The sequence below is a fragment of the Herpetosiphonaceae bacterium genome (assembly GCA_036374795.1).
Lineage (GTDB): Bacteria > Chloroflexota > Chloroflexia > Chloroflexales > Kallotenuaceae > LB3-1.
In genome coordinates this window covers 82,226-106,055 of record DASUTC010000265.1, presented here as the reverse complement: position 1 = coordinate 106,055, position 23,830 = coordinate 82,226, and the positions used below count along the sequence as shown (strand labels likewise).

19 protein-coding genes are annotated in these 23,830 nt (G+C 62.9%); 13 read left to right on the top strand and 6 right to left on the bottom strand.

The features are described 5' to 3' along the window. Window positions 1-1,063: amylo-alpha-1,6-glucosidase (locus VFZ66_20325; protein ID HEX6291541.1), on the top strand; the 1,063-nt coding region annotated here is incomplete at its 5' end. Window positions 1,064-1,120: 57 nt separating this feature from the next. Here the strand turns inward: VFZ66_20325 and VFZ66_20320 are convergent. Further along, entirely contained in the window at window positions 1,121-3,301 is a 2,181-nt protein-coding gene (locus VFZ66_20320; GenBank protein HEX6291540.1) for a DUF2298 domain-containing protein, read from the bottom strand. Window positions 3,302-3,474: 173 nt separating this feature from the next. Here VFZ66_20320 and VFZ66_20315 point away from each other — a divergent pair, with 173 nt between their 5' ends. From VFZ66_20315 to VFZ66_20305, 3 genes are all read left to right on the top strand, one after another. Then, window positions 3,475-4,452: a DUF4349 domain-containing protein gene (locus VFZ66_20315; GenBank protein ID HEX6291539.1), complete on the top strand. Its 978-nt coding sequence runs from the start codon at window positions 3,475-3,477 to the stop codon at window positions 4,450-4,452. A gap of 377 nt (window positions 4,453-4,829) precedes the next feature. Beyond that, window positions 4,830-7,454, top strand: coding sequence for a GAF domain-containing protein (locus VFZ66_20310; protein HEX6291538.1), 2,625 nt, complete (start codon window positions 4,830-4,832; stop codon window positions 7,452-7,454). A 257-nt stretch (window positions 7,455-7,711) separates the two neighbouring features. Next, window positions 7,712-8,731: an ATP-binding cassette domain-containing protein gene (locus VFZ66_20305; GenBank protein HEX6291537.1), complete on the top strand. Its 1,020-nt coding sequence runs from the start codon at window positions 7,712-7,714 to the stop codon at window positions 8,729-8,731. Window positions 8,732-8,844: 113 nt separating this feature from the next. Here the strand turns inward: VFZ66_20305 and VFZ66_20300 are convergent, their stop codons facing one another. The 3 genes from VFZ66_20300 to VFZ66_20290 all read right to left on the bottom strand — a co-directional run bounded on the left by VFZ66_20300 (window position 8,845) and on the right by VFZ66_20290 (window position 9,763). Beyond that, window positions 8,845-9,081: a hypothetical protein gene (locus tag VFZ66_20300; GenBank protein HEX6291536.1), complete on the bottom strand. Its 237-nt coding sequence runs from the start codon at window positions 9,079-9,081 to the stop codon at window positions 8,845-8,847. Window positions 9,082-9,190: 109 nt separating this feature from the next. Continuing rightward, the gene (locus tag VFZ66_20295; GenBank protein ID HEX6291535.1) at window positions 9,191-9,484 is read right to left on the bottom strand and encodes a hypothetical protein; all 294 of its coding nucleotides are present in this window, start codon (window positions 9,482-9,484) and stop codon (window positions 9,191-9,193) included. 93 nt (window positions 9,485-9,577) lie between these two features. Beyond that, on the bottom strand, window positions 9,578-9,763 hold the full coding sequence (locus tag VFZ66_20290; GenBank protein ID HEX6291534.1) for a BrnT family toxin: 186 nt from the start codon (window positions 9,761-9,763) through the stop codon (window positions 9,578-9,580). 125 nt (window positions 9,764-9,888) lie between these two features. On the opposite strand from VFZ66_20290, the gene VFZ66_20285 reads away from it, so the two are divergent. From VFZ66_20285 to VFZ66_20270, 4 genes are all read left to right on the top strand, one after another. Beyond that, window positions 9,889-10,542 (top strand): DedA family protein, encoded by a 654-nt coding sequence (locus tag VFZ66_20285; GenBank protein ID HEX6291533.1) that lies wholly within the window; start codon window positions 9,889-9,891, stop codon window positions 10,540-10,542. 84 nt (window positions 10,543-10,626) lie between these two features. Beyond that, the gene (locus tag VFZ66_20280) at window positions 10,627-10,935 is read left to right on the top strand and encodes a hypothetical protein (protein ID HEX6291532.1); all 309 of its coding nucleotides are present in this window, start codon (window positions 10,627-10,629) and stop codon (window positions 10,933-10,935) included. A gap of 92 nt (window positions 10,936-11,027) precedes the next feature. After that, on the top strand, window positions 11,028-12,377 hold the full coding sequence (gene folP, locus VFZ66_20275) for a dihydropteroate synthase (GenBank protein ID HEX6291531.1): 1,350 nt from the start codon (window positions 11,028-11,030) through the stop codon (window positions 12,375-12,377). A gap of 92 nt (window positions 12,378-12,469) precedes the next feature. Beyond that, window positions 12,470-13,054: an SCO family protein gene (locus VFZ66_20270; protein ID HEX6291530.1), complete on the top strand. Its 585-nt coding sequence runs from the start codon at window positions 12,470-12,472 to the stop codon at window positions 13,052-13,054. 116 nt (window positions 13,055-13,170) lie between these two features. On the opposite strand, the gene VFZ66_20265 is transcribed toward VFZ66_20270, so the two are convergent. Then, window positions 13,171-14,454, bottom strand: coding sequence for a trypsin-like peptidase domain-containing protein (locus tag VFZ66_20265; protein HEX6291529.1), 1,284 nt, complete (start codon window positions 14,452-14,454; stop codon window positions 13,171-13,173). 220 nt (window positions 14,455-14,674) lie between these two features. Between VFZ66_20265 and VFZ66_20260 the strand changes: the two genes are divergently transcribed. Continuing rightward, entirely contained in the window at window positions 14,675-17,434 is a 2,760-nt protein-coding gene (locus tag VFZ66_20260) for a transglycosylase domain-containing protein (GenBank protein ID HEX6291528.1), read from the top strand. A 155-nt stretch (window positions 17,435-17,589) separates the two neighbouring features. Continuing rightward, on the top strand, window positions 17,590-17,997 hold the full coding sequence (locus VFZ66_20255; GenBank protein HEX6291527.1) for a transcriptional repressor: 408 nt from the start codon (window positions 17,590-17,592) through the stop codon (window positions 17,995-17,997). Window positions 17,998-18,144: 147 nt separating this feature from the next. Here the strand turns inward: VFZ66_20255 and VFZ66_20250 are convergent, their stop codons facing one another. Continuing rightward, window positions 18,145-18,684 carry a CAP domain-containing protein gene (locus tag VFZ66_20250; protein HEX6291526.1) on the bottom strand — a complete coding sequence of 180 codons (540 nt, stop codon included), beginning with the start codon at window positions 18,682-18,684 and terminating at the stop codon, window positions 18,145-18,147. A gap of 163 nt (window positions 18,685-18,847) precedes the next feature. On the opposite strand from VFZ66_20250, the gene dprA reads away from it, so the two are divergent. From dprA to VFZ66_20235, 3 genes are all read left to right on the top strand, one after another. Further along, window positions 18,848-19,987 carry a DNA-processing protein DprA gene (gene dprA / locus VFZ66_20245; GenBank protein ID HEX6291525.1) on the top strand — a complete coding sequence of 380 codons (1,140 nt, stop codon included), beginning with the start codon at window positions 18,848-18,850 and terminating at the stop codon, window positions 19,985-19,987. A gap of 89 nt (window positions 19,988-20,076) precedes the next feature. Next, window positions 20,077-22,815, top strand: coding sequence for a GAF domain-containing protein (locus VFZ66_20240; GenBank protein ID HEX6291524.1), 2,739 nt, complete (start codon window positions 20,077-20,079; stop codon window positions 22,813-22,815). Window positions 22,816-23,099: 284 nt separating this feature from the next. Continuing rightward, on the top strand, window positions 23,100-23,792 hold the full coding sequence (locus tag VFZ66_20235; protein HEX6291523.1) for a hypothetical protein: 693 nt from the start codon (window positions 23,100-23,102) through the stop codon (window positions 23,790-23,792). The last annotated feature ends 38 nt before the right edge of the window (window positions 23,793-23,830 follow it).

Below are 23,830 nucleotides of genomic sequence, written 5' to 3'. Positions count from 1 at the left end.
GCTAATCGAGCCTGCCTTGAATGCGCTGCGCTGGCTCGATCGTGATGGCGACCTCGACGGCGATGGCTTCTACGAGTACCAGACGCGCTCCACACAGGGCGCCGAGAATCAGGCCTGGAAGGATTCGGGCGATGCGATCGTGGACGAGCATGGCGCGCAGGTCAAGCCGCCGATCGCCACGTGCGAGGAGCAGGGCTTCGTCTATCTTGCCAAGCTGCATCTGTCGGAGGTGCTGTGGTGGCTCGACCGCAAGGACGAGGCGCGGCGGCTCTTCCACGAGGCGGGCGAACTCAAGCAGCGCTTCAACGAGCGCTTCTGGATCGAGCAGCAGGGCTTCTTTGCGCTCGGCCTCGACTCGCAGAAACGTCAGATCCGGTCGATCACCTCGAATCCGGGCCACTGTCTCGCTACCGGCATTGTCGATCAGTCGCTCGTGGAGCGTACGGCTGCCCGCCTGCTGGCTCCCGATCTGTTCACCGGCTGGGGCGTCCGCACGCTGTCAAGCGAGAATCCGGCCTACAATCCGTATAGCTACCATCGCGGCTCGGTCTGGCCCGTCGAGCAGGCGACGTTCGCGCTGGGCCTGCTGCGCTACGGTCTGCATCAGCATGTCGAGTCGCTGTGTCGCGCGCAGTTCGAGGCGGCGGCGCTCTTCGATTTTTATCGGCTGCCGGAGCTGTTCAGCGGCCACCAGCGCGACGCCGATCATCCGTTTCCGGCGCTCTACCCGCAGGCCAACTCGCCGCAAGCCTGGTCGGCGTCGGCGGTCTTTTGTCTGCTGCAATCGCTGCTGGGCCTGTACCCGTACGCGCCTCTGAATCTGCTGCTGCTCGATCCGCATCTGCCGGAGTGGCTGCCTGAGATCACCCTGCGCAACCTGCACGTCGGTCAGGCGGTGGTCACGCTGCGCTGCTACCGGACGGAGCATGGAGCCAGCGATTATCGCGTGCTCGACCAGCAGGGAACGCTGCATGTCGTGCGCCAGCCGAGTCCCTGGTCGCTGACGGCGGGCTTTGGGGAGCGGATGAAGGATGCGCTGATGAGTCTGCTGCCTGGGCGGTGATCGATCGCAGCGAGGCGCGGGCGGTGGGTGCCGGAGCAGCACCCACCGTAAGGAGAGCTAGGCCGTCCGTGGTGTACCGCCGGTCGATGGCGGCACATGAGCGGTGCCCGATGCCTCGCTGCTCTGGAGATCGGCCTTGTACTGATCGGACACTTTCATCAATCGGTCGAGCAGCAGGCCGGGCGTCAGCCCAAAGACCGCTGCGATAATGATGCCGATCTGGTTGCTTTCGAGGCTGAAGATGAGATCGAGCGGTACAAGCTCAAGCGGTCGGTTCTGAGCCGCGTCGACGGGTGCCAACTGATTGAGCACCGCAGGCAGCATGTTGATCAGCACGACACCGCCAACGGCGGCCAGGCCGGAGAAGAGCGGCGTGTGGATCAGACGCACCGTGGTCAGCCCGTAGTCCTCGATCGCCTTGTCGTTCCTGGCCTCGGAGCGCAGGCGGCCAATCAGCCCGACGATCGCGCCGACGAGGTAGAAGGCTACTGCCGCGATGATCGTCTGCGGGGGAGCACCGGCGATGATGGCGACGCAGAGCAGAATGTAGGTTGATAGCTCGGTAAATATCCCTGTTTTCATCAGCCGGTTGCGCGCGCGTACCAGCCCATCCCAGCGACTATCACGGTAGGTGTTGATCGAGCAGCGAACCTCGCGCAGGATGCTGCGCGCCTGCTGCTCGGTAATATGATCCTTGGTCGTTGGCTGCGCATGTTCGCCGAGGGCCTTCGCGTCGTGTCCATTCGAGGCTGCGACCTCCTGCGCCACTGCTGTCGCCGCCGTACCCTCCGGTTTAGGCTGGAGATGATCAGGCGTTTCGCTCGGAGCCTGAAGCGTAGTAACTACGCTAGGCGTGCCTGCATTGACGATACCGGGAGCATGCTGAACTGCGTGCTGGTGATTGTCTCGTTGCTGCTGCTCACCGCCTGTGTTCTCCTTATCGCGCGCTCTGGGAGGGCATTGAGTGAAATATTTGTGGATTGCAGGATTCAGCTCCTCTAGAGCGTATTGCACCTTCTTTTGCAACTCCTCGTGTCCAGGGATATTGGATTTGGAGAGGCGCAGATCGTCGTAGAGTCCATCGCTCACCACATGCTCGATCGGGTTGACCTCGAACAGCGCCTCATCGGCGCGGTGGACGCGGCTCCACAGGCCCAGGTATCCGCTGCCAAGCACCCAGCGCAGCGCTTCAACCGGCTCATCTTTCATCCTGTCTTGCGATTCGTTGAAGCGCGACTCCAATCCAAACTCGTGCGCGATAGCATTGCGGTGTTCAAGCGCCTCGTTGTAGTAGGTATCCTTGTTCGCCGTGCGCGTCTCGGAGCGCAGTGTCTTCAGCCGCGCGTCGAGTTGCGATAGCCGCAGACGAAGCTCGTTATAGGTGCGCGAGTTCATGCGCTCAGGAGTGGTGCAGCGCCGCATGAGCAGCGCGGCTAGTAGCCAGACGAAGAGCGCACCCGACACACCGACAAGCACCGCCAGGTCGTTCAAGCGGATATTCCAAGCTGGCCTGACATCGATGCGCGCAATGTAGGCTACAACGGTGATGGCGGCGGCTACGGCGGGAATCCAAACGGCGGTGATGGTGAGCGCGGCTGCATAATGGCCGATCGGGCCACCCTCTGTGGCCGAGTCGAGCACGGCGAGCATCAGGACTAGCAGCGCGATTACTGCGCCAAAGCTCAGTATGAACTGCCAGGCGTATCCCGTGTGTGGATCTTGGATGTTTTGGGCGTTATAAAACAGAAAGCCGCGCACCGATTGCAGCATCAGCCAAAATGGGATCAGCGCGATAAGGCCGATAACTACGGCAATGCCCCGAACGATGGTCTTGGCTGATAGGCGTGCTCCTCGTCGATTGGATTGATCGGATTGATTGGATTGATCGGATTGATCGGATTGATCGGATTGATTGGATTGATCGGATTGATTGGCTGAACCGAGTGGAGCAGATGCAGTAGGCGGAGCGGGTTGATCGGTTTGATCAGGCGGCTTGGGCGGACCGGATTGACCGGTCGAAGTGGACAGACCGAGTTGACCGGTCGGAGTTGATTGACCGGATTGACTGGGTTGAGCGGATGCAGTGGATTGGTCCGGCGGATCGGGCGGCGTGGGCGGAGCGGGTTGATCGGCGGGGTTGGGCGGAGCGGGTTGATCGGTCGGAGTGGATTGATCAGGCGGATCTGCTGGTTTGGGCGGAGCGGGATCAGGCTGATCGGATGACTGATGCTGAGTCATACAACATCTCCTATTTTAGCGGGGTACATAGGAGTGTGGCGTGGAGAGAAGGAGGGATGCGCAGTTTTTGCGGTGTATACGATCAATGCACTTAGCGCCAGTATATCATGGAACTTTCATCGAAAACGAAGCGTTATCTAGCTATCACACAGATACTCACGCGGAGGTCCATCATGGGACGCAAGATCTTCATCGCGCTGCTGGTGCTGCTGCTGCTGGCAGCCTGTGGCCGTAGCGCCGGAACCAGCACCAGCGCCGTCTCTCCGGCTGCCAGCCCGGCTGCGGGAAGCGCCGAGAAGGGCTACGACAGCGAGGCAACCGGCGGCGCTCCCGCTCCCCAGCAGCCCGCAGAGGAGGCAGCCGGAGGCAGCGCCGGTGCCAACGACGGGCAACTGGTCGCGGCGCGCAATACGCAGGCCCAGTTCAACCGGCTGGTGATTCGGACCGCGAATCTGTCGGTGGTGGTCGAGAACGTCGACACCGCCGAAGCCCAGATCCGCCAGATCGCCGAAAGTCGCGGCGGCTATGTGCTCGGCTCCCAGGTCAACGGCGACGGCGTGCAGCGTCGCGCCTCGATCTCGTTCAAAGTCCCGGCCACTCGCTTTGATGAGGCAATCGCGGCGGTTTCCAAGCTGGCGCTTGAGGTCGAGACGCAGAATGTCGAGGGCCAGGATGTCACCGACGAGTTCGTCGATCTTGAGTCGCGGCTACGTAACCTGCGCGCGGTCGAGGCGCGGCTGCTCGACTTCTTGAAGCAGGCGCAAAAAGTTGAGGAGGCGCTCCAGGTCAATCAGCAGCTTACCGAGATCCAGGGCCAGATCGAGCAGGCGGAGGGCCGCATCACCTATCTCAAGGAGAGCGCGTCCTACTCGACGATCAACGTCTCACTGCGCGGCAAGCCGGTCGTCGTGGTCGCGCCCGACACGACGTGGTCGCCGGGCGCTACGGCAGCCGCCGCCGCGAAAAACCTGATTGAGTTTGGGCAGGTCATCGCCGATGTGCTGATCGTCCTGGCGATCTGGTCGCCCATCTGGCTGCCGCTGCTGCTGCTCGTGCTCTGGTTCTGGCGGCGATCACGGCGCCCGAACACGCCGACGGCCCAGCCAGCCCAGCCAGCGCCACAGCCCACTCAGCCAACACCGCAACCTTAACAGAAGCTACGCGGTCGCTGCTCTACAAGATGGTTTAGCCTGCGGCAGCATGGTGCAGGGAGATCAGTGTATCGGTTCGCGCTGAAAGCCCGAACCGGCACACAAAAAAGGATACTGTACCGCGCTGCCGCAGGCTCTTTCAGACACAGTTAAGTATCAGCACATCTCCTCCCCGACACACCACGGGCATTGCTTGCAGCGCAGCGCTCGTGGTTTTGCTATGTCAGCGCAAAGGTGCGGTCGTGGCAGGAGGCGGTCGATCGAGTAAAGGATTTGCTTTTCTTTTACACGCTGTCTGCCAACCACTGGCTCGCTTCTTGCGATTATCTCTGCGTTCGTAAATCGGACATAAGATCGCTATATGGATTTGATAATACATGGAACGTGTAAAGCTGAAGCAGGCAAGAGTCTATGCTGTAAGCGACCGATTATCAGACGTCCTGCCATATTACGGCAAGCTGTGGAGTGCCGATCAGTATGCTCGCGGGGCGCTCGACGCGGTTGGAGCCGTGGTGTATGCCATCGACCGCGACTTCCGCATCGTGATGGTTAACCGCGAGTGGGATCGTTTTGCGCTCGATCATGGCGGCGCGACGATTACCAGCGCGGGGATCATCGGCAAACATTTGCTCGATTGTATCGCGGGCGAGCAGCGAGAGATGACGCGCACGGTCTGCGAGGCGATCTTCGAGGGGCGGCTGCGGCGACATACGCTGGATGTCGATTGCTCTGCGACCGATCCGCTGCTCTGTCAGTTGGAGATCGCGCCGCTTCGGGCTGCCAATGGCGCGATCATCGGCGCGACGTTTACCTGCCGCGATGTCACCGCGCAGAAGTTGCTGGAGGCGGAGGTCAACGCGCAGTACCGGCAACTGCAAACTATGGCCGTCGCGCTGCGCCAGCGGGAAGCGCGGGCGAATCTGCTCCAACGTATCGCCGAGGCGTTGAACTCGATGCGGTCGCTGGCGGAGATGCTGCAAGTGATTGCCGGGGCGGCGGTGACGGAAGGAATCGTGCAGGCGGCAGCCGTCTATCTGGTATCGGATGCCGACCAGAGCTGTGTTCCGGTCGGGGCCTGTGGCGTGAATATCGCCGCGAGCGATCCGCGCGCGTTTGCCTGCGAAACCTCGCTGGCCGGGCAGGCACTACGCACCCGGCAGATGCAGGTGGTCGAGGATACGCGGCAAACGTCTCGCCTTGTCTTCCCGGCGCTCGACAGCGGAGCGGCACGCACGGTCGTAGCGCTGCCGCTGCTGGGCGATGATGTCAGAGGCGTGCTGGAGGTGTATGCGACGCAGCCGCAGGCGTTCGACTCAGCCCAGGTTTCGCTGCTGGTGTCGCTGGCTGATCAGGCTGCCGTGGCGATTCGGACCGCGCGCAGCTTCGAGCGGGATCGTCGCCGCAGCGAGATGCTGCGCCTGCTCAATCAGGTCGGCGAGCACCTTGGGAGCGAGCTACGCACCCAGGCGATCGTGGAGTATGTGACGAATGTCCTGGTCGATCGGCTGGGATTCACATTTGCGCGCGTCTGGCTCTTCGACAATATCGCCGAAGAGCTGGTGCTGCGCTCCAGCGCTGGTCTGTACACCCAAACCAGTGGGCCGTTTGGCCGGATCAAGCTCGGTCAGCACACCGTCGGCAGGATCGCGGCATCGAGCCAGCCGTTCGTCACCAACGATGTGCCCGACGAGCGCGGCCTGGGCGATCGTGATTGGGCCGAGCAGACCGGCATCCGCAGCTTCGCGGGGTATCCACTGATCGCGCGCGATCGTCTGCTAGGCGTAGTCGGCTTCTTCCACCGGCAGCCCCTGGACGACGATCTGATCCGCATGATGGAGCCGTTCGTGCATCAGGTATCGCTGGCGCTTGAGCGGGCACAGCTCTACGTGGCGCAAGTAGCGGCCCGGCGTGAGGCGCAGGCACAGGCCCGTCTCGCCAGGGATAAAGCCCGGCAGCTCAGCGCGACGCTCACAGCGATGGGCGATGGCGTCTGGACGTGCGATCGGGAGGGTCGGCTGCTGACGGTGAATCGCGCCGCGCTGACGATGTTCGGCCTGACCGATCAGTCGATCGAGCTTGCGACGATCGACGATATTCCGCCCTTGTTCGCGGCTGATTGTGCTGATCGGCATCACTCGCTCGGTCTGCGGTCGGCGCTGGAAGGGCGCAGCGTGCGCGCCGAGCTGACACTTCAGCCACAGCGGCGGCCACACGCGCCCGTGGTTGTCGCCGTCACGGCTACGCCGATGCGCGACAGCAGCGACCAGGTCGTCGGCGCGGTGGCGGTGGTGCGCGATGTGACACAGCAAAAAGCGCTTGAGCAGCTCAGGGTCGATTTTATCGCGGCGGCGGCGCATGAGCTGAAAACGCCGATCACGACGCTCAAAGGCTACACGCAGCTCGCGCTGATGCGGCTACGCTCCAATCTCGATCGCTCGCGGCTCCAGCGCGCGCTGCAAACGATCGACGCGCAGGCCGATCGGGTGGTGCATATCGTCCAGAAGCTGATGGACGTGAGCCGGATGCAGGTAGGCCGCCTGGATCTGCAGCTCGAAGTGGTCGATCTGGTGGCGGTGGCGCATACCGCTGTCACACAGGCGCAGACGATGACATCGCGCCATGAGCTGACGCTGGAGGCTCCGGCGGAGCTTAAGGTGATGGCCGACCGGCTGCGGATCAGCCATGTGATCCAGAATATGCTGGACAACGCGATCAAGTATTCGCCTGAGGGCGGGCTGATCGAGGTTGGGCTGGCGCGGCGCGATGACGATGTCTATGTTACCGTGCGCGATCATGGCGTGGGCGTTCCCCGCGACAAACAGGCGCAGATCTTCGAGCCGTGGTATCAGGCCCACGGCGAAACAGTGGGCGAGGTCGGCGGGATGGGCCTGGGGCTGAGCGTCTCCAAGGAGATCGTCGCGCTCCACGGCGGGCGTATGTGGTGCGAATCGACCGAGGGTAGCGGTAGTGTGTTCGGCTTTGCGCTGCCAGCGATGACGTAGCACATGTTACGGGCAGTATGAGCGCAGCGTAGGGCTTGACGCGCGTGCGCTCGATTTGGTATGGTACCTGAAGCGCAATCGGGTGGCCTGGGAACATCTATCCTCTGCCGGACGCTCATCACCAGGCGTTTTTCCTCTTTTGGAGGAACCCCCGATTGTGTTGCTTTAACATCGCGATGCTGGTCGAGCCAGCGTCAACACGAGATCGCTTGTGGTATCCTGCCATGCAGTAGTTCGTCTCAAACGTCAGGTGGTGTATGCCGCAGATCAACGTAGCCCATCTCAAGAAATACTATCGCGTGCATCATAAAGCGCCGGGTCTGCTCGGCTCGCTGCGCGCGTTCGTGAGTCGTCGATACGAGGACGTGCGCGCGGTCGACGATATTTCGTTTACAATCGACGAGGGCGAGGTGGTCGGGTTTCTTGGCCCGAACGGCGCGGGCAAAACGACGACGCTTAAGATGCTCTCCGGTCTGCTCCATCCATCCGGCGGCGAGCTGCACGTGCTGGGCTACACGCCCTTCGAGCGCCGCAATGAGTTTCTGCGCCAGATCACACTGGTGATGGGCCAGAAGCAGCAGTTGATCTGGGATCTGCCCGCGATCGAGACGTTCGAGGTCAACCGCGCGATCTACGAGATCCCCGACGACCAGTATCGCCAGACGGTCGCCGAACTCAGCGATCTGCTCGGCCTTGAGCCGCTGCTGACCAAGCAGGTGCGCAAGCTATCTCTGGGCGAGCGCATGAAGTGCGAGCTGGCGGCGGCGCTGCTGCATCGGCCCAGGGTGCTGTTCTTGGACGAGCCGACGATCGGCCTGGATGTGACGATGCAGGCGAATGTGCGTAAGTTCATCGCCGAGTATAACGTGCGCCATCGCGCGACGGTGCTGCTGACGAGCCATTACATGGCCGATGTTACCGCGCTCTGCAAGCGGATCATCGTGATCGATCGCGGCAGGCTGCTCTACGACGGCGACTTCCAGGCGCTGGTCGAGCGCGTCGCGCCGCATAAGATCGTGCGGGTCAAGATGGAGCAGCCGATCGAGCGTGCGGTGCTGGAGCGCTACGGCACGCTCGATACGCTGAATGGCGTCGAGGGCAGCCTGCTGGTCGGGCGCGACGAGACATCGCGGGTGGCGGCGCGGCTGCTGCGCGATCTGCCGATCGTGGACGTGACGATCGAGGAGCCGCCGGTCGAGGAGATCATCGGCGAGCTGTTCAGCGGCGGCATGAGCTCCGATCGCAGGACTGTCGGCGAGGCCGAGGTGACGGGGTAGGGCGGGCTGTGTCCTTAAAGTCGTCTGACTGGATGATCAAAATCGGTCGCCGATACCCTCGTTGGAGGCGACGGGTTCTGGCAGATCTACCCACCAAATCTCGCCGCGCTGCATTACCATGCTTCCCTTGATAAGGTACGAGTCTGTGCGCGCGTGAGCGTGGGATCAAGCGTACCTGGCTCCTCAGCATAAATGGCATCAAGCTGCTGCGTAATCGCCTCGCTGCGATGATCCTGCAAATACTGGCGAAGGGCAGTAGCGTGCAGCTCACTGCGTGATAAGCCGTGCCATTGAGCAAACCGCTCGGCGAACTCGAATAACTCATCAGGAATAGAAATAGCTGTCTTCATGCCTCTAGTATAACTAAGGTTATACTCTTCCCCAAGAGCGACCCACTGCTATACTTACCGTACGAAAACAGCACGAAAAGCCGCCAAGTCGTCGGCGTCGAGCGGTAGCTTATGCTGCCTTACTACGGATCTCATGGAGAATAGCCGCGATCTCATCTTGCGACTCGACATGGCGTGCGAGCACTTCGGCGGTCATTTCCAATACGCGGTCAGCGTACAACTGCGCGGCATCCTGGCGTAACCCTTGTCCAATATACAGCTTGAGCAAGGCTTGTATGGACATATCTCGATTAGCTGCGATTTTCTTGAGCGTCTGCATCGTATCGACGGGGATATTGATGGTCACTTCCTCTGCCGCACGTGGCCGGATACGAAGCGTCTCCGCTTCATCACGATTCTTCATCCAGCTTCCTTTCGTGCCGTGTCGCGGGACGCACCGAGATGATGCGGGTGCGTTCTCCACGTTCGGTGTAAATGACTAACAGTAACCGCAGCGCTACAGAATAGCGAGAATAAAGTCACGCTGCTCATCATCAACCAATGCATCACCTGTTTGATAGAACGGGTCGAAGCATGCTTCGACCGCTTCTTCAAACGTAACTCCGTGTTTGACGATATTGCTTTGCGCCTTCTCGTCGTCCCACTCAAACTCGCTACCTTGTAGGCGATACACCACATCCATCCCGTCATTGTACATGGCTTTGGAGAGGCTTGCTAGAGGTGCAGCGCGTATCAGCCGGGCTGCATTGACAGCCCCGATGCAACTCCGTACAATGCACGCGCTGATTATTACCTGTGAGGTTACACGTGGGCGAACTATTAGGCAGCTTGGGCGAATGGATTCAACGTATCATCGAGGGCCTGGGCTATCCTGGCATCGTGCTGGTGATGGCCGCCGAGAATATCTTTCCTCCGATCCCCTCTGAGCTTGTGATGCCGCTCGCCGGGTTTATGGCGCGCGAGGGCACCTTCAATATTTTTGCGGTCATCGTCGCGGGCATGCTCGGCTCCGTGATCGGCGCGCTGGTGCTCTACTGGTTCGGCGCGTGGGCCAACGAAACCGTGATCCGCCGCTTTGTGCGGCGCTGGGGCCGCTACGCTTTCATCTCCGAGAACGATCTCGACGTATCGCTAGGCTATTTCAATCGTCATGGCGAGCTGGTGATCTTCTTTGGTCGCCTGATCCCGATCATCAGAAGCCTGATCTCGATCCCGGCGGGCATGGATCGCATGCCGCTGTCGAAGTTCCTGTTGTACACGGTGCTCGGCACCACAATCTGGAGCGCGATCCTGTCGTACGCGGGCTGGCTGCTCCAGGCAAACTGGCAGTTAGTGCTGGGCTACGTCAAGCAGTACGAGCACCTCGTGCTGGCGCTGGTCGCGCTGGGCGTGGTCGTCTTCCTGTACATGCGCGTGGTCAAGCCGCGCATCATGCGATCGGCATCGCTTGAGCAGAAGTAGGCGGCTGGCGGCATGTCATCTGCTACAGCTAGGCTGTGGCAGATTCCGCCCGAAAGATTCAACATGTAGCGCACGGAGTATCGCATGAATCGAACGATCGCTGGACGGCTGGCGCTGATACGCGGCGCGCGCCATCAGCTCAAGACCTTCGCGAAGCAGGCAGAAGATGTGCGCGGCTGGTGGCCGATCGCGGTACCGGCGCTGCTGGTGGTCTTTGTGCGATCCTATCAGGGCGAGCTAAAAAAGATGCACGAAGAGCGCATGCGCGAGATCAAGCAAGAAAAGCAGATGTTCGAGAAGGTCGAGCGGCAGCTTGTGCGTGAGATCGGCGAGAAAAGCGGCGCTCCCGGCAGGCTCCGCAGGCTGCTGCCAGGGCGAACGCGACGAGCGTAGCGTTCCCGGCAGGCGGTACAAAAAACGCGATCGATGGTGGCGACGCTCCCGTGTGGAGCGTCATTCTTTTTTGGAGGGCACGGTTGGAAGCTATGGCTACGCAATTCAACGTTCGGGTGCTGGCCGCTGCCGAGGCCAGCGCGCTGGCGACCGAAATCGCCCGCATCGAGTCGTATCCTGAGCGCGTCGCGGCGACGACGGGCAAAGGCATCTTCCGCGTTGTGCGCGTCGATCAGCTCTCGTATGTCGCGGCGATCATCGTCAAGCAGGAGTTGCTGGCGCTGGACGCCGACGGCGTGATCAGTCCCGCCGTCTATCTTGGCGATCGAGCCGCGACGACCGATATGGTGATCTTTGCGACGCTGCGACAGTACCGCTCGCTGGTGGAGCGGCTGGCCGCGTTTCCGCTGGACGAGCTGCACGGGCTGGCGGCGCAGCTTGCGGCCACGTTCACGGCCTACGACGCGACCGAGCGCGGATCGCTGGCGGTGCGCGGTCGCGCGTTTCGCTGGGGCGAGCGGACCTACATCATGGGCATTCTCAACATCACGCCCGACTCGTTTGCGGGCGATGGCCTGGCTCGCGACGGCGATACAGATGTAGTGGTGCGGGCGGTGGCGCGGGCGCAGCATTTCGCCGCGAGCGGCGCGGATCTCCTCGACGTAGGCGGCGAGTCCACGCGGCCTGGCGCGCGCCAGGTGGACGCCGACGAAGAGCGCGCGCGGGTGCTGCCGGTGATCGCGGCGCTGCGCCAGGCGCTCGACCTGCCGATCTCGGTCGATACCTGGAAGGCCGAGGTCGCGGCGGCGGCGCTAGATGCTGGCGCGGATCTCGTCAACGACGTGTGGGGCCTGCGGCTGCCGGGCGGCGGCTGGAATAAGGCGCTGGCACGGCTGGTGTCCGAGCGTCAGGTGCCGATCATCATCATGCATAACCGGCGCGCACAGCCGACCGTCGTTGAGATCGGGCACTATCGCCACGTCGCCTACACCGATCTGCTGGGCGAGATCCTGCGCGAGCTGCGCGAGTCGATCCAGTTTGCGCTGGATCATGGCATTCAGCCGGAGAAGATCATCGTCGATCCCGGCCCCGGCTTCGGAAAAACGCCGACGCATAATATCGAGCTGCTGCGGCGTTTCAGCGAGTTCAAATCTCTGGGCTATCCGCTGCTGCTTGCGACCTCGCGGAAGTCGTTCATTGGGCTGGCGCTCGGCGGAGTGCCGCCGCACGAGCGTGTCGAGGGCACGGCGGCGACTGCGGCGCTCGGCATCCAGGCGGGCGCGGACATCGTGCGCGTCCACGATGTCGCCTCGATCGCGCGCGTGGCGCGTATGACCGATGCGATCATCCGACCGGGCGCGTGGCAGCGTCTCACCACAGCCGATGCCCCGGCCACTGCTGGCAGCGCGGAGCAGCAGGACGCTCAGGCAACGAGCGAATAAGCCTGCACCGTCCGCTTGACGCATCCGGCAACCGCTGGTACGTTTGATCTGTGATGCTATTCACAGTGTTTGTACCAGGACACAGGAATCGTATGAAGCCAATCGTTTTGCGGCTGCTGGCGACGATCGCGGCGCTGGTGCTGGTAGGCTGCGGGCAGCCCTATCAGTACACCGGCACCGAGCTCAACCCGCCGAAGCCGGTCGCGGATTTCACGCTGACCGATCAGCACGGTCAGCCTTTCCAGTTGAGCGCGCAGCGCGGCAACGTGACGCTGCTCTACTTCGGCTATACCAACTGCCCCGACTTTTGCCCGACGACCATGGGCGACTGGAAGCAGGTCAAGCAGCAGCTAGGCAGCGACGCCGAGAAGGTCCGCTTTGCGCTGATCTCGGTCGATCCTCAGCGCGACACCGAGCAGGCGCTCAAGCAATACCTCGATCGATTCGATCCGTCGTTTGTGGGGCTGCGGCCAACGCCGGAGCAGCTTGAGCAGCTGAGCCGCGAGTACGGCGCGGGCGTCGATACCAACGCGCAGCACGGCGCGCTCGATCCGGCCAGGCACAGCTCGTATGTGTACGTCATCGATCCGGCGGGACAACTGCGGCTGCTCTTCAGCCATGATGTGCAGCCGCAGCAGATGGCCGACGACATCCGGCATCTGCTGCGCTCAAGCTAGCCGCCGCGCAAGCCGACACCGATCGATGAGCAAACACACCAAAGCCGCCGGTCATCTGCCAGCGGCTTTGTCGAGGATACTCAAGCGTGAGGCTGCGAGCCGGTCGTGCTCCGAGCCTAGTTGCGCGGACGTGCTCCGAGCTGCACCTTGATCTCCTGCTGCTTGCCGTCGCGCAAAATCGTCAGCGTTACCGTCTGCCCGACCTCGGTATCCGTCGCCAGGTAGTCGATAATATCCTCGCTGGTGATCACCGTGCGATCGTTGATCTTAATGATGATGTCGCTCTTGATCGGGTACTGCGTGCCGTTGACGGTTGCGCTCTCGTCGGTGTTGGCCTGCAAGCCCGCTTTGTCCGCCGGGCCACCCTGGACCACGCTGCGTACAAAGACACCGCTTTTCACCGGCAGCTTCAGCTCGTCTGCCACGACCGCCGTGACCGGGTTGGGATCGAAGCCGACGCCGAGATACGGATGCTCGTAGCGCCCCTTGGTGATCAGCGCGGTCGTCACTTTGCGCACGGTGTTCGATGGAACAGCAAAGCCCACGCCCTCGAACGTGCCGCCCTCGGAGCGGATCGCCGTGTTGACGCCGATCACCTCGCCCCGGCTGTTGAACAGCGGGCCGCCGGAGTTGCCAGGATTGATCGCCGCGTCGGTCTGGATGATGTCCGCAATGCTGTACGCGCCGCCGGTCGTCGCGCGCCGGTTTTGAACCGTGCGGCCCCGCGCGCTGACGACGCCGACCGTGAGCGTGGTTCGCAGACCGAACGGGTTGCCGATCGCGATTGCCCGCTGGCCCACCTGCACCTCTTTCGAGTCACCCAGGGGTAGCGGCTGCACGCCGTCTGGGATCTGCGCCTGATCGACCTTGAGCACCGCCAGATCGGAGTCGGGATCGGTGAGCACCTCCTGGGCCTGGGCGACCATGCCGTTGGTAAACGAAACCTCGATGATTTTCGCTCCCTCGACGACATGGTTGTTGGTGACGATATGCCCCTCGCTATCCAGCAAAAAGCCCGATCCCTGTGCCTCGAAGTTGAAATCAGGCGCTCCCGGCTCCGGCGATTCGTCGGGCAAGTTGAACGGCGTTTCCGCTTCATCCAGGCTGGTGCCCTGGATACGAATGGCGACAACCGCCGGGCTGCGATCTTTGAAGAGCGTCGTCAAGATTTGATCTTCGGCGTCGAAGGTAGCCGTCTGGTTGGGCTGGAGCGTCGGCACGGGCTTGGACTCGTTGCGCGCGTCCGAGATCGAGTTGGTGGAAGCCCCGACTGGCTGCGCGGCGGGCGCGGCGGGCAGCGCTGCCAGCTGCGGCAATACAAAGCTCAGACCGGCGACGATGCCGCCGATAATTACAGGTACAATCAACAATGGTAGCAGCAAGATTGCGCGACGTGACATGCAAACCTCTTATCGTGAAAGGTATCCTCTACAGGGTACGTTCTTGTATTTTACCACTCAAACCCAGGTGATTTCTATATGCATGGTAAAATAAATGTTCGATTATGGTCAAGCGTTCGATTGGCAAAGCTGAAAACCTGCGCTCAGGCACGAGCATGGTACCGGGGCGGCTACCCGGCGCTGCCGATCTGAGGGTACACTGATAGATAGGTGGGTACAGATGCGCGCTCCATTGACAGATCGCACCGATCGCTCGTCACCGCTTGGCCTGCTGGGCCTGGCGCTGCTGCGGCTGTGCGAGGCGATCCTGCTGGGCGCCCTGATCGCGGCGGTGATTGGCCTGTCGGTGTATCGCTACTATAGCCGTGGCTTGCCGGACCCCAGCCAGCTTGCGACGCATCGCCCGTTCGAGACGACGCGGATTTATGCCCGCGACGGACAGACGTTGCTCTACGAGGTCTTCGACGCGGGCCAGCGCACGGTTGTGCCGCTCGATCAGGTGCCCTGGGCGGTCAAGGCGGCGACGATTGCGGTCGAGGACGCGGATTTTTTCGATAATCCGGGCGTCGATCTGCGCGGTATCGTGCGCGCGCTCTGGCTCAACCGGCAGGGCACGATCATGTCGGGCGGCTCGACGATCACGCAGCAGGTGGCGCGCAACGTGCTGCTGCCGCCGGAGGAGCGCGCCGAGCAATCGTACGACCGCAAGATTCGCGAGGCGATCCTGGCGTTTCATCTGAGCCGCCAGTACTCCAAAGAGCAGGTCTTGTCGTTCTACCTCAACGAGGTCTATTACGGCAATATGGCCTACGGCATCGAGGCTGCCGCGCAGAGCTACTTCGGCAAGCCCGCCCGCGAGCTGGATCTGCCTGAGGCGACGCTGCTGGCCGGTCTGGTACAGTCGCCCTCGGAACTTAACCCGCTCAACGCGCCCGACGCAGCGAAAGCTCGCCAGCGCATCGTGCTGGATCTGATGGTCAAGCAGGGCCGCATCTCGCGCCAGCAGGCCGACGCGGCCTATGCCGCGCCGCTGACGCTGCGCCCATCGACGGTCGATATTCGCGCGCCGCACTGGGTCTTTTATGTGCTCGATCAGCTTGAGCAGCAGTACGGCGCGGATCTGCTGCGCCGGGGTGGTCTGCGGGTGATCACCACGCTCGATCCGGCGATCCAATCGCTGACTGAGGAAGTCGCGCGGGCCAGGATGGCGGAGCTGCAAGCCCGCGACGCGCACAACGCGGCGGTCGTGGTGATCGATCCCAAGACGAGCGAGATCGTGGCGATGGTCGGCTCGGTCGATTACAACAATGCGGCGATCGATGGGCAGGTCAACGTGACGCTCGCGCCGCGACAGCCCGGCTCCGCGCTCAAGCCGATCGTCTACGCGGGCGCGATGATGCAGCCCAACGGCTGGACTCCGGCCACGGTGATCTGGGATACGCCGCTGAACGTCAACGGCTATCAGCCGATGAACTACGATAACCGCTTCCACGGCCCGCAGCGGCTACGGCAGGCGCTGGCGAACTCGTTCAATATTCCGGCGGTCAAAGCGCTGCAATTTATCGGGGTGGATGCGTTTCTCGATCTGGCACACAGCATGGGCATTACCACGCTGCAAGAGCGCGAGCGCTACGGCCTGGCGGTGGCGCTGGGCGCGGGCGAGGTTAAGCTGCTCGATCTGGCGACGGCCTACACTACCTTCGCCAACGCGGGTCGGGCGCGGCCAGCCGTGTCGATCCTGCGCGTCGCCACCAATCACGGCGAGGTGCTCTACAGCTACAAGCCGCCAACCGGCACGCAGGTGCTCGGCCCGTACGGCGATGCGATTGCCTACCTGATCACCAGCATCCTGAGCGACAACGACGCGCGCACGCCGATGTTCGGACCCAACAGCGTGATGCGGCTCAAAGATGATCGGCCTGCCGCCGTCAAGACCGGCACCTCGAACGACTTCAAGGACAGTTGGGCGGTCGGCTACACGCCCGATCTGGTCGTCGGGGTGTGGGTCGGCAACACCGACAACACGCCGATGCAGGAGGTTGCAGGCTCGAACGGCGCGGGCACGATCTGGCGCGAGATCATGGAGCGCACGCACGAGGGCAAGCCGCCGGAGCAGTTCGAGCGTCCGCCGAACGTCAAAGAGGCGCAGATCTGCCGCTCGACGGGCGTGATCGCCAACGGGTGCGCGGACGCGATCACGGAGCTCTTTGTAGATGGCGCGCAGCCCAAGCCGCAGCCGGGCCAGTATATCACCGTCACCGTCGGCGGCGACGGCTCGTGCCTGGCGACGGATTTCACGCCTCAGTCGGAGCGCCGCCAGAAGACGTTTTTGGTCGCGCCGCCGGAGGCGCGCGGCTGGCGCGGCGAGCAGCCGCCAACGCAGCCGTGCGCCGCTCCTTCGGCGGCTGGCACGCAGACGCCGGCTAGCCCCGATGTGGTCGCGGCGATCGAGTCGCCTGCCGCTGGTATGACGGTCGGCAGCACGATCAGCATCAAGGGCAGCGCGGCGGGCGCGTACACGCTCTTCTACGGCGCGGGCGCTCAGCCCACGAGCTGGACGACGATCGCGAGCGGCCCCGGCGGTGTCGCACACGGGCTGCTGGGCATGTGGAATACCGACGCGCTGCCGAGCGGGATCTATACGCTGCAACTGGAGGTGGTGCTGCCCGGCAATCCGCCGCAGACCGCCCGCTCCACGGTTCGCATCGACCATGAGCAGATGACGGTGCGGCTGATCCAGCCCGCGCCGGACACGACGATCGCGCCGGGCACCACTGTGCAGCTGATGGTCGAGGCCAGCGGGCCAGTCACGCGCGTCGAGTTTATTGTCGATGGGCAGATGATCGGCAGCACGGCGCATACCGCCGCAAGCTGGAACTGGCGCGCAACCGGACGGGGTCGGCATACGCTGGAGGCTGCGGTCTATAACGCCGATGGTAAGCGCGTCGTCAGCCCGCCCGTCGTCGTGCTGGTCCAGTAGCCGCCCCTTGTTGAGCCACGCCGGGCATCGACCTCGTGAAACTCATCACGAGACGGCCACATATGGTTGACAACGCCTGATGCGGACGCTACAATGAAACTGGTTCACGACGAGCAACTTGGTTGTGCTTGTGCTAAAGAGGAAGCAAAACCCCCATGGAGAAGCAGCCGACAACTGAGCTAAGGATGACCGGCAATCGCCAGGTTGTGCTAGAAGTTTTGCGTTCTACAAAGTCCCATCCTACGGCGCAGGATGTGTTTATTGCAGCGCGCGAGCGGCAGCCGCAGATCGGCTTTGCCACGGTGTACCGCACGCTGGACTGGCTGGTTCAGCATGGCCTGGCTCAAGAAGTATATCGAGATAAAGACGGCGCTGCTCACTACGATGCCAATGTAACACGCCATGATCACGCCATCTGTGATCGCTGCGGCAAGATTTTGGATGTCGAAGCGCCGCTCCACGCGCTGGCCTACGCGATCATCGAGCGCGCGACGGGCTTCCGCATCGACTGGCACGCGACGGCGTTTACCGGCTTGTGCGAGGGCTGTGCCACACAGCAGTAATATCGCGTCTGTGATCTGAAACAAGCGACCGGCTGAGCTAGCTCAGCCGGTCGTTTATTAACCTTGTAAGACGTATGGCATACACCCCGGTCACTGTAGAAACAGCGGAATTTTTGGGGCCTCACCAAACCGTGCCCCCACGGCGCGTTAGCGCTGCCCGAAGACGCCGGTCCAGTAGTATTGCCACTGGCTGCCCGCATGAACATGCAAGCCGATGCCGATGTCGTCGTTGTTGCAATCCAGAATGATCGCGCGGTGGCCGCTGCTGTTGATCCAGCCGTTGACCACATCCTGAGCCGAGGCGTAGCCCGCCGCGATGATCTCGCCGCTGGGCCAGTAGGGATAGCCTGCGGCTCTGGCGCGGTCGCCAAAGGTGCTGCCGTTCCGCCCGGTGTGGCTAAAATAGTTATGCTCGGCCATGTCGCGGCTGTGGTTTTTGGCGGCGACGCTCAGCTCATAGCTAAGCTGGGCCGGCGCGCAGCCATTCGCACGGCGGTGCTGGTTGATCAGATCGACAGCCTGTAGCTCAGGAGTTGACCAGAACGGCGGCGGCGCGGTAGCAATCGGAGTAAAAATGCGGTAGGTCGAGGCAGCGCGAGCCGGGGAGACGGCCTGCGGCGCTCCAACAAGCACGAGAACTATACTAACGATCACGGCGGCAAGGCCGGTGCGAGCACATCGACGCATGGCGACAGCTCCTTTCGTTGGTGTGCCAGGTCTGTGGTGATGTAGTGTAACCACCGACTACCCAGCAACCAATAGCTCGGAAGTCCTGCTTTTTCTGCTGGCTCTGTTCCGACAGATTTGCTACGCTTGCCGCACAACGCGACGTGGCGGGAGGCGGTGAAGCGTGGACTCGATTTTGTATTACCTTGGTTTCAATCGCGTGCCAGGCATTGGCCCGGCGCGACTTGACCGGATCATAGCACATTGCGGCTCGCTTGAGTCGGCGTGGAACGCATCGGCGGGCGAGCTGATCGCGGCGGGTCTTGATCAGCGCTCGATCGAATCGCTGGTGCAGACGCGCCGCACGCTCGATCTGGAGGCGGAGTACGAGCGGGCGATCGACGCTGGCATTCGGCTGATCTCGCGCGACGATCCGGCCTATCCCGCGCTGCTGGCGCAGACGACCAATCCGCCGTTTCTGCTGTATGTGCGCGGCACGCTCACCGAGATGGATCGCTGGGCGCTGGCGGTGGTGGGCACGCGGCAGGCCAGCGCGTACGGTAAAGAGGCAGCGCGCAAGCTCGTCTCCGGCCTGGTGGCGGCAGGCGTGACGATCGTCTCCGGCCTGGCGCTGGGCATCGACGCGGTAGCTCACAGCGCGGCGCTGGCGGCTGGAGGTCGCACGCTGGCGGTGCTGGGCAGCGGCGTCGATCAGATCTACCCGCTCACGAACCAGCAGCTTGGCACCGCGATCGTGCAGCAGGGCGCGCTGATCTCGGAGTATCCGATTGGAACGCTGCCTGCGGCTACCAACTTTCCGCCGCGCAACCGGCTGATCGCCGGGCTGGCGCTGGGCGTGCTGGTGGTCGAGGCGGCATCTCGGAGCGGCGCGTTGATCACGGCGCAGTTCGCTGTGGAGCAGGGCCGCGAGGTGCTGGCGGTGCCGGGCAATATTTTCTCGCAGCGCTCCGAGGGCACGCATCGGCTGATCAAGGATGGCGCGACGCTGGCGACGTGTGTCGATGACATCTTGGAGGCGCTCAACCTGCAATCGGCTTACGAGCAGCAGACGATCGCAGCGGCGATGCCTGAGACTCCCGAAGAGCGCGCGCTGCTGCGGCTGGTCGAGGCCGAGCCGCGTCATATCGATGTGATCGCCCGCGAGAGCGCGCTGCCGCAGCCGGTCGTTTCCGCGACGCTGACGCTGCTTGAGCTAAAGGGCGTCGTGCGGCAGGTCGGCGGGATGCACTATGTGCTGGTGCGCGAGGAGCCGGAGCCGTATCAGGCTGCCGCGAGCGAGTGTGATCCACCCACGCCCGGATAACGTCTCCTCCACGGATCGTCCCTTGTGAGCTACCGATATTCGTTCTACAATACCTCCTGTTGAAGAATGTCGAATGTTGGGAGCTGCGCATGACGCTGGCGGAACATCTGCCTGAGGTGCTAACGATTCGTCAAGCGGCCTCGGTGCTTGGCGTGCATCCTGAAACATTACGGCGCTGGGATGCGCAGGGCAAGCTGCGGTCGCATCGGATCGGGCCGCGCGGTGTGCGCCGCTATGCCCGGCAAGATATTCTGCGCTTCGCCCAATCGCGCAACGATACCAGGCGCGAGCGCGACGCGCAGCGGGTGGTCGTCGATGTCGCGCGGGCGATCAGCAGCTCGCTCGATCTGCACGCCGTCGCCGAGACGGTCGTCGACGCCGCCGCCCGCATCGTCGGCTGTGATCGCTGTGCGATCTATCTGGTGGATCAGACCCGGACGTATCTTGAGCCGCTCTTTGCCGTCGATGTCAACGATCCCATCACGGTCCACACCCTGTTCTATGCCAATACGATCCACGTGGACGATATTCCGCTGCTGCGCTATGCCCTGACGCAGCCTGAGCCGATCGTGGTCGGCGATACCGAGACGCATCCGCTGAGCAATCCCGAAGCCTTTCGTTTTTTCAATACGCGCACGCTGATCAACGTCGGCCTGTCCGGCCCCGACGGCAAGGTCTTTGGCCTGATGCCGTTCATCTGGACCGATCAGCCGCATCCGGTGGACGAGGACGAGGTCTTTTTCGCTCAGTCCCTAGCGGCGCTGGCCGGGGTCGCGCTGTCGAACGCGCGGCTCTTTGCGCAGGTCGAGCAGGAGCGGGCGCGGGCGACGGTGATCAGCGATGTGGTAGCGGGCGTGAATGGCGGCCACGATCTGGACGATACGCTGAAGCGCACGATCGCCAGCCTGATCGAGCAGCTTAACGCCGACGAGGGCGCGATCTGGCTGGCGAGCGAGGATGGTACGTCGCTTGTCGGCGCTGCTCAGACGCGGGCTGATGGCCTGACACGGATCGGCGCAACGGTGTCGATCAAAAGCTCGCCAAATATCGCACGGACGATTACCGCGCAGGAGCCGCTGCTGGTGCTGTTCGAGGAGCGGCGCGGCGATGAGCGCCGCTGGTTCGAGGCGCTGGGCGTAGAGGCGTCGCTATTCGTGCCGCTGCTGGCGCAGGGCCATTTTGTGGGCATGGCCTTCGTCAACTACCTCGACACGCCGCCGATGCTGCGGCCAGAGGATATTCGTTTCACCAGCCTGCTGGCGGCGCAGTGCGCGCTGGCGATCGAGCGTGCCCGGCTGCTGGAGTCGGCCTATGCTCGCGCCGCCGAGCTAGAGGCGATCTTCGACGCGATGACCGACAGCGTGGTCATCGCCGATCAGCAGGGCCGGACGCTCAACGTCAACGCGGCATCGCTACGGATCGCCGGTCACGATAGCTCGTTTGCGAATCTCGACGCCCGCCTGTCGCTGCTGAATGTGCGCCTGCCGGATGGTACGCCGGTCACGCGGGAGACAGCGCCGACTAGCCGCGCGCTGGCTGGCGAGGTTGTCACCAATATGGAGGCGATCTTCAGGACTCCCGACGGCGTCGATCATCCGGTGCTGATCTCCAGCGGCCCGGTGCGCGATACGAGCGGGAAGATCCGCGCGGCGGTGACGGTGACGCGCGATATAACGGATGTAGTCGCCACTCGCCGCGAAAACGAGGAGTTGGTGGAGCTGTTCCGGGCCAAGGCTGCTGAGCTAGAGGCCGTCATCTCGCAGATGGGCGAGGGCGTGATCATCACCGACCGGCATGGCAAGATTGTGCTGATCAATCGCTACGCCGCAACCTTGCATGGTATCTCGGAGCTGGATGTAGCGCCCGATGAGTATAGCGCGGCGTATCACCTGCTTCGTCTTGACGGTACAGCCTATCCCTCGTTGGAGCTGCCGCTGAGCCGGGCGGTGCTGTATGGCGAGACGGTGACGAATGCGGAATGGAAGATCCGCCGGGCCGATGGCAGCGAGGTGATCGCCAGCGGCGGCGCGTCGCCGATCATCGGGCCGGACGGCGCGCAGCTTGGCGCGGTGCTGGTGCTGCGGGATGTCACGCAGCGACGTCAAATCGAGGCCGAGAAAGATCAGTTTTTGTCCATTGTGAGCCACGAGCTGAAAACGCCGCTCACATCAATCAGGGGTCTGAACGATCTGGCGAGACGGCGGCTGCTGCGCGGTGCGGCGCCGGAGGAGGTGCTGCGCAACTTAGAGGGTGTGTCGCAGCAGGTGTTGCGCATGGAAGGGCTGATCGCCGATCTGCTGGATATTCGTCGGCTCGAAACCGGCGCGCTGCCACTGCTCTTCTCGCCGCTCGACCTCACGATCCTCGCCAGGGAGGCAGGCGAGCGCGCACAGTCGATGACCGAGCGCCATACGATCGAGGTGCGGACGGCTCCATCCGCCGCGATGTTTGTCAGCGCCGATCGGACTCGGCTGGAGCAGGTGCTCGACAATATGCTGTCGAATGCGATCAAGTACTCGCCCGAAGGCGGCACGATCACGCTGGCGCTGACACGTGAAGCTGGACAGGCCCTCATGCGCGTCAGCGATCAGGGCATCGGGATTCCTGAGACGGGCCGCGAGCGGCTCTTCGAGCGCTTCTACCGTGGCGCGAACGTCGTGGCGAGCGAGTACGGCGGCCTGGGGATCGGGCTGGCGCTGAGCCGCGAGATCGTCACCAGGCACGGCGGCACGCTGACGCTCGAATCGACCAGCGCGCGTGGGTCGACGTTCCTGATCCGGCTGCCGCTGCTGCCGATCCGTGACGAAGAGCGAAGAGCCAAGAGCTAAACAGAACTAAGAACCGGGTGCCATGCGGGTGCCCTTAGAGCATGGGCACCGCGACCGGGGTGAGGGCCTGCACGCGAAACTTGGGAGCGGCTGTTTCCCAACAGGCTCATTGATCCGACGTTAAGCATCCACGTTCGGCCTAAAGACCGATAGACGCTGAGGCGAGGACGCTCTATAGTTGGATCACCGCACTGCTTGCCGCCACCGCAGCCGCTCCATCACTGGAGACGACGCTGGTGTTGGCGTCCGCAACGAGCAGCGTTGTATCAGCAAAGGACGCGCGTATGACCAACAGTTCTCTCCCGGCGCCGCAACTGGTGATCAACAGCCGGATGCTGTACACCAGTTGGATTCCTGCCGATCCTCATGCCTGCGCGAGGCTCCTGCCACCAGCGCTGAAGCCCGCCAAAAATCACGCGATCTACATGAACCAGTATGTCGTGGACTCAGCCGAGCAGACGACCGGCTTCGGCGCGTACTCGCTGACGTATCTTGGTCTGGATGTGGCGAAGCTGCTCGCTCCCGATGGCGTGACGCCCGCGCGCTTCTTTACTCACTACTTCAACTCGTCCGAGGTGATGCGCGCCTATGCCACGGAGCGCGGCGTGCCCGCAACGCCCGGCTCGACCACGCTTGAGCTTGACGGCGGCGTTGTCACCGCGACGACCTCCGTCGATGGCACGCCGATCATTCGCACGCGCGCAGAGGTCGGCGATCAGACGGCTGTCGCCGCCGGGCATCTGCGCTATCTTACCCGCGTCGGCGATCGGCTGGTCAGCGGCCTGTACCCGTACATTGGCGATCTGGTCACGTCGTTCAAGGTGCTCTCGATCGAGTTTCTTGAGCCGAGCCACCCGGTGTACGCGCTGCGGCCCGCGTCGCCGCTTGAGGTCGTGCCCACCGCCTGCTTCTATGCCCCGCGCGACTCGTTCGTGTATCCCGGCGGTGAGGAGGAGCTGGGCCACGCTGAGGACTGATAAAGCCCGCGAGTGAATGCTGACAGAAAAGCGCCCGT

Coding starts and splice junctions, on each gene's coding strand:
- VFZ66_20320 (HEX6291540.1), bottom strand. CDS start 3,301: ATGACTCAGCATCAGTCATCCGATCAGCCTGATCCCGCTCCGCCCAAA.
- VFZ66_20315 (HEX6291539.1), top strand. CDS start 3,475: ATGGGACGCAAGATCTTCATCGCGCTGCTGGTGCTGCTGCTGCTGGCA.
- VFZ66_20310 (HEX6291538.1), top strand. CDS start 4,830: ATGGAACGTGTAAAGCTGAAGCAGGCAAGAGTCTATGCTGTAAGCGAC.
- VFZ66_20305 (HEX6291537.1), top strand. CDS start 7,712: ATGCCGCAGATCAACGTAGCCCATCTCAAGAAATACTATCGCGTGCAT.
- VFZ66_20300 (HEX6291536.1), bottom strand. CDS start 9,081: ATGAAGACAGCTATTTCTATTCCTGATGAGTTATTCGAGTTCGCCGAG.
- VFZ66_20295 (HEX6291535.1), bottom strand. CDS start 9,484: ATGAAGAATCGTGATGAAGCGGAGACGCTTCGTATCCGGCCACGTGCG.
- VFZ66_20290 (HEX6291534.1), bottom strand. CDS start 9,763: ATGGATGTGGTGTATCGCCTACAAGGTAGCGAGTTTGAGTGGGACGAC.
- VFZ66_20280 (HEX6291532.1), top strand. CDS start 10,627: ATGAATCGAACGATCGCTGGACGGCTGGCGCTGATACGCGGCGCGCGC.
- folP (HEX6291531.1), top strand. CDS start 11,028: ATGGCTACGCAATTCAACGTTCGGGTGCTGGCCGCTGCCGAGGCCAGC.
- VFZ66_20270 (HEX6291530.1), top strand. CDS start 12,470: ATGAAGCCAATCGTTTTGCGGCTGCTGGCGACGATCGCGGCGCTGGTG.
- VFZ66_20265 (HEX6291529.1), bottom strand. CDS start 14,454: ATGTCACGTCGCGCAATCTTGCTGCTACCATTGTTGATTGTACCTGTA.
- VFZ66_20260 (HEX6291528.1), top strand. CDS start 14,675: ATGCGCGCTCCATTGACAGATCGCACCGATCGCTCGTCACCGCTTGGC.
- VFZ66_20255 (HEX6291527.1), top strand. CDS start 17,590: ATGGAGAAGCAGCCGACAACTGAGCTAAGGATGACCGGCAATCGCCAG.
- VFZ66_20250 (HEX6291526.1), bottom strand. CDS start 18,684: ATGCGTCGATGTGCTCGCACCGGCCTTGCCGCCGTGATCGTTAGTATA.
- VFZ66_20240 (HEX6291524.1), top strand. CDS start 20,077: ATGACGCTGGCGGAACATCTGCCTGAGGTGCTAACGATTCGTCAAGCG.
- VFZ66_20235 (HEX6291523.1), top strand. CDS start 23,100: ATGACCAACAGTTCTCTCCCGGCGCCGCAACTGGTGATCAACAGCCGG.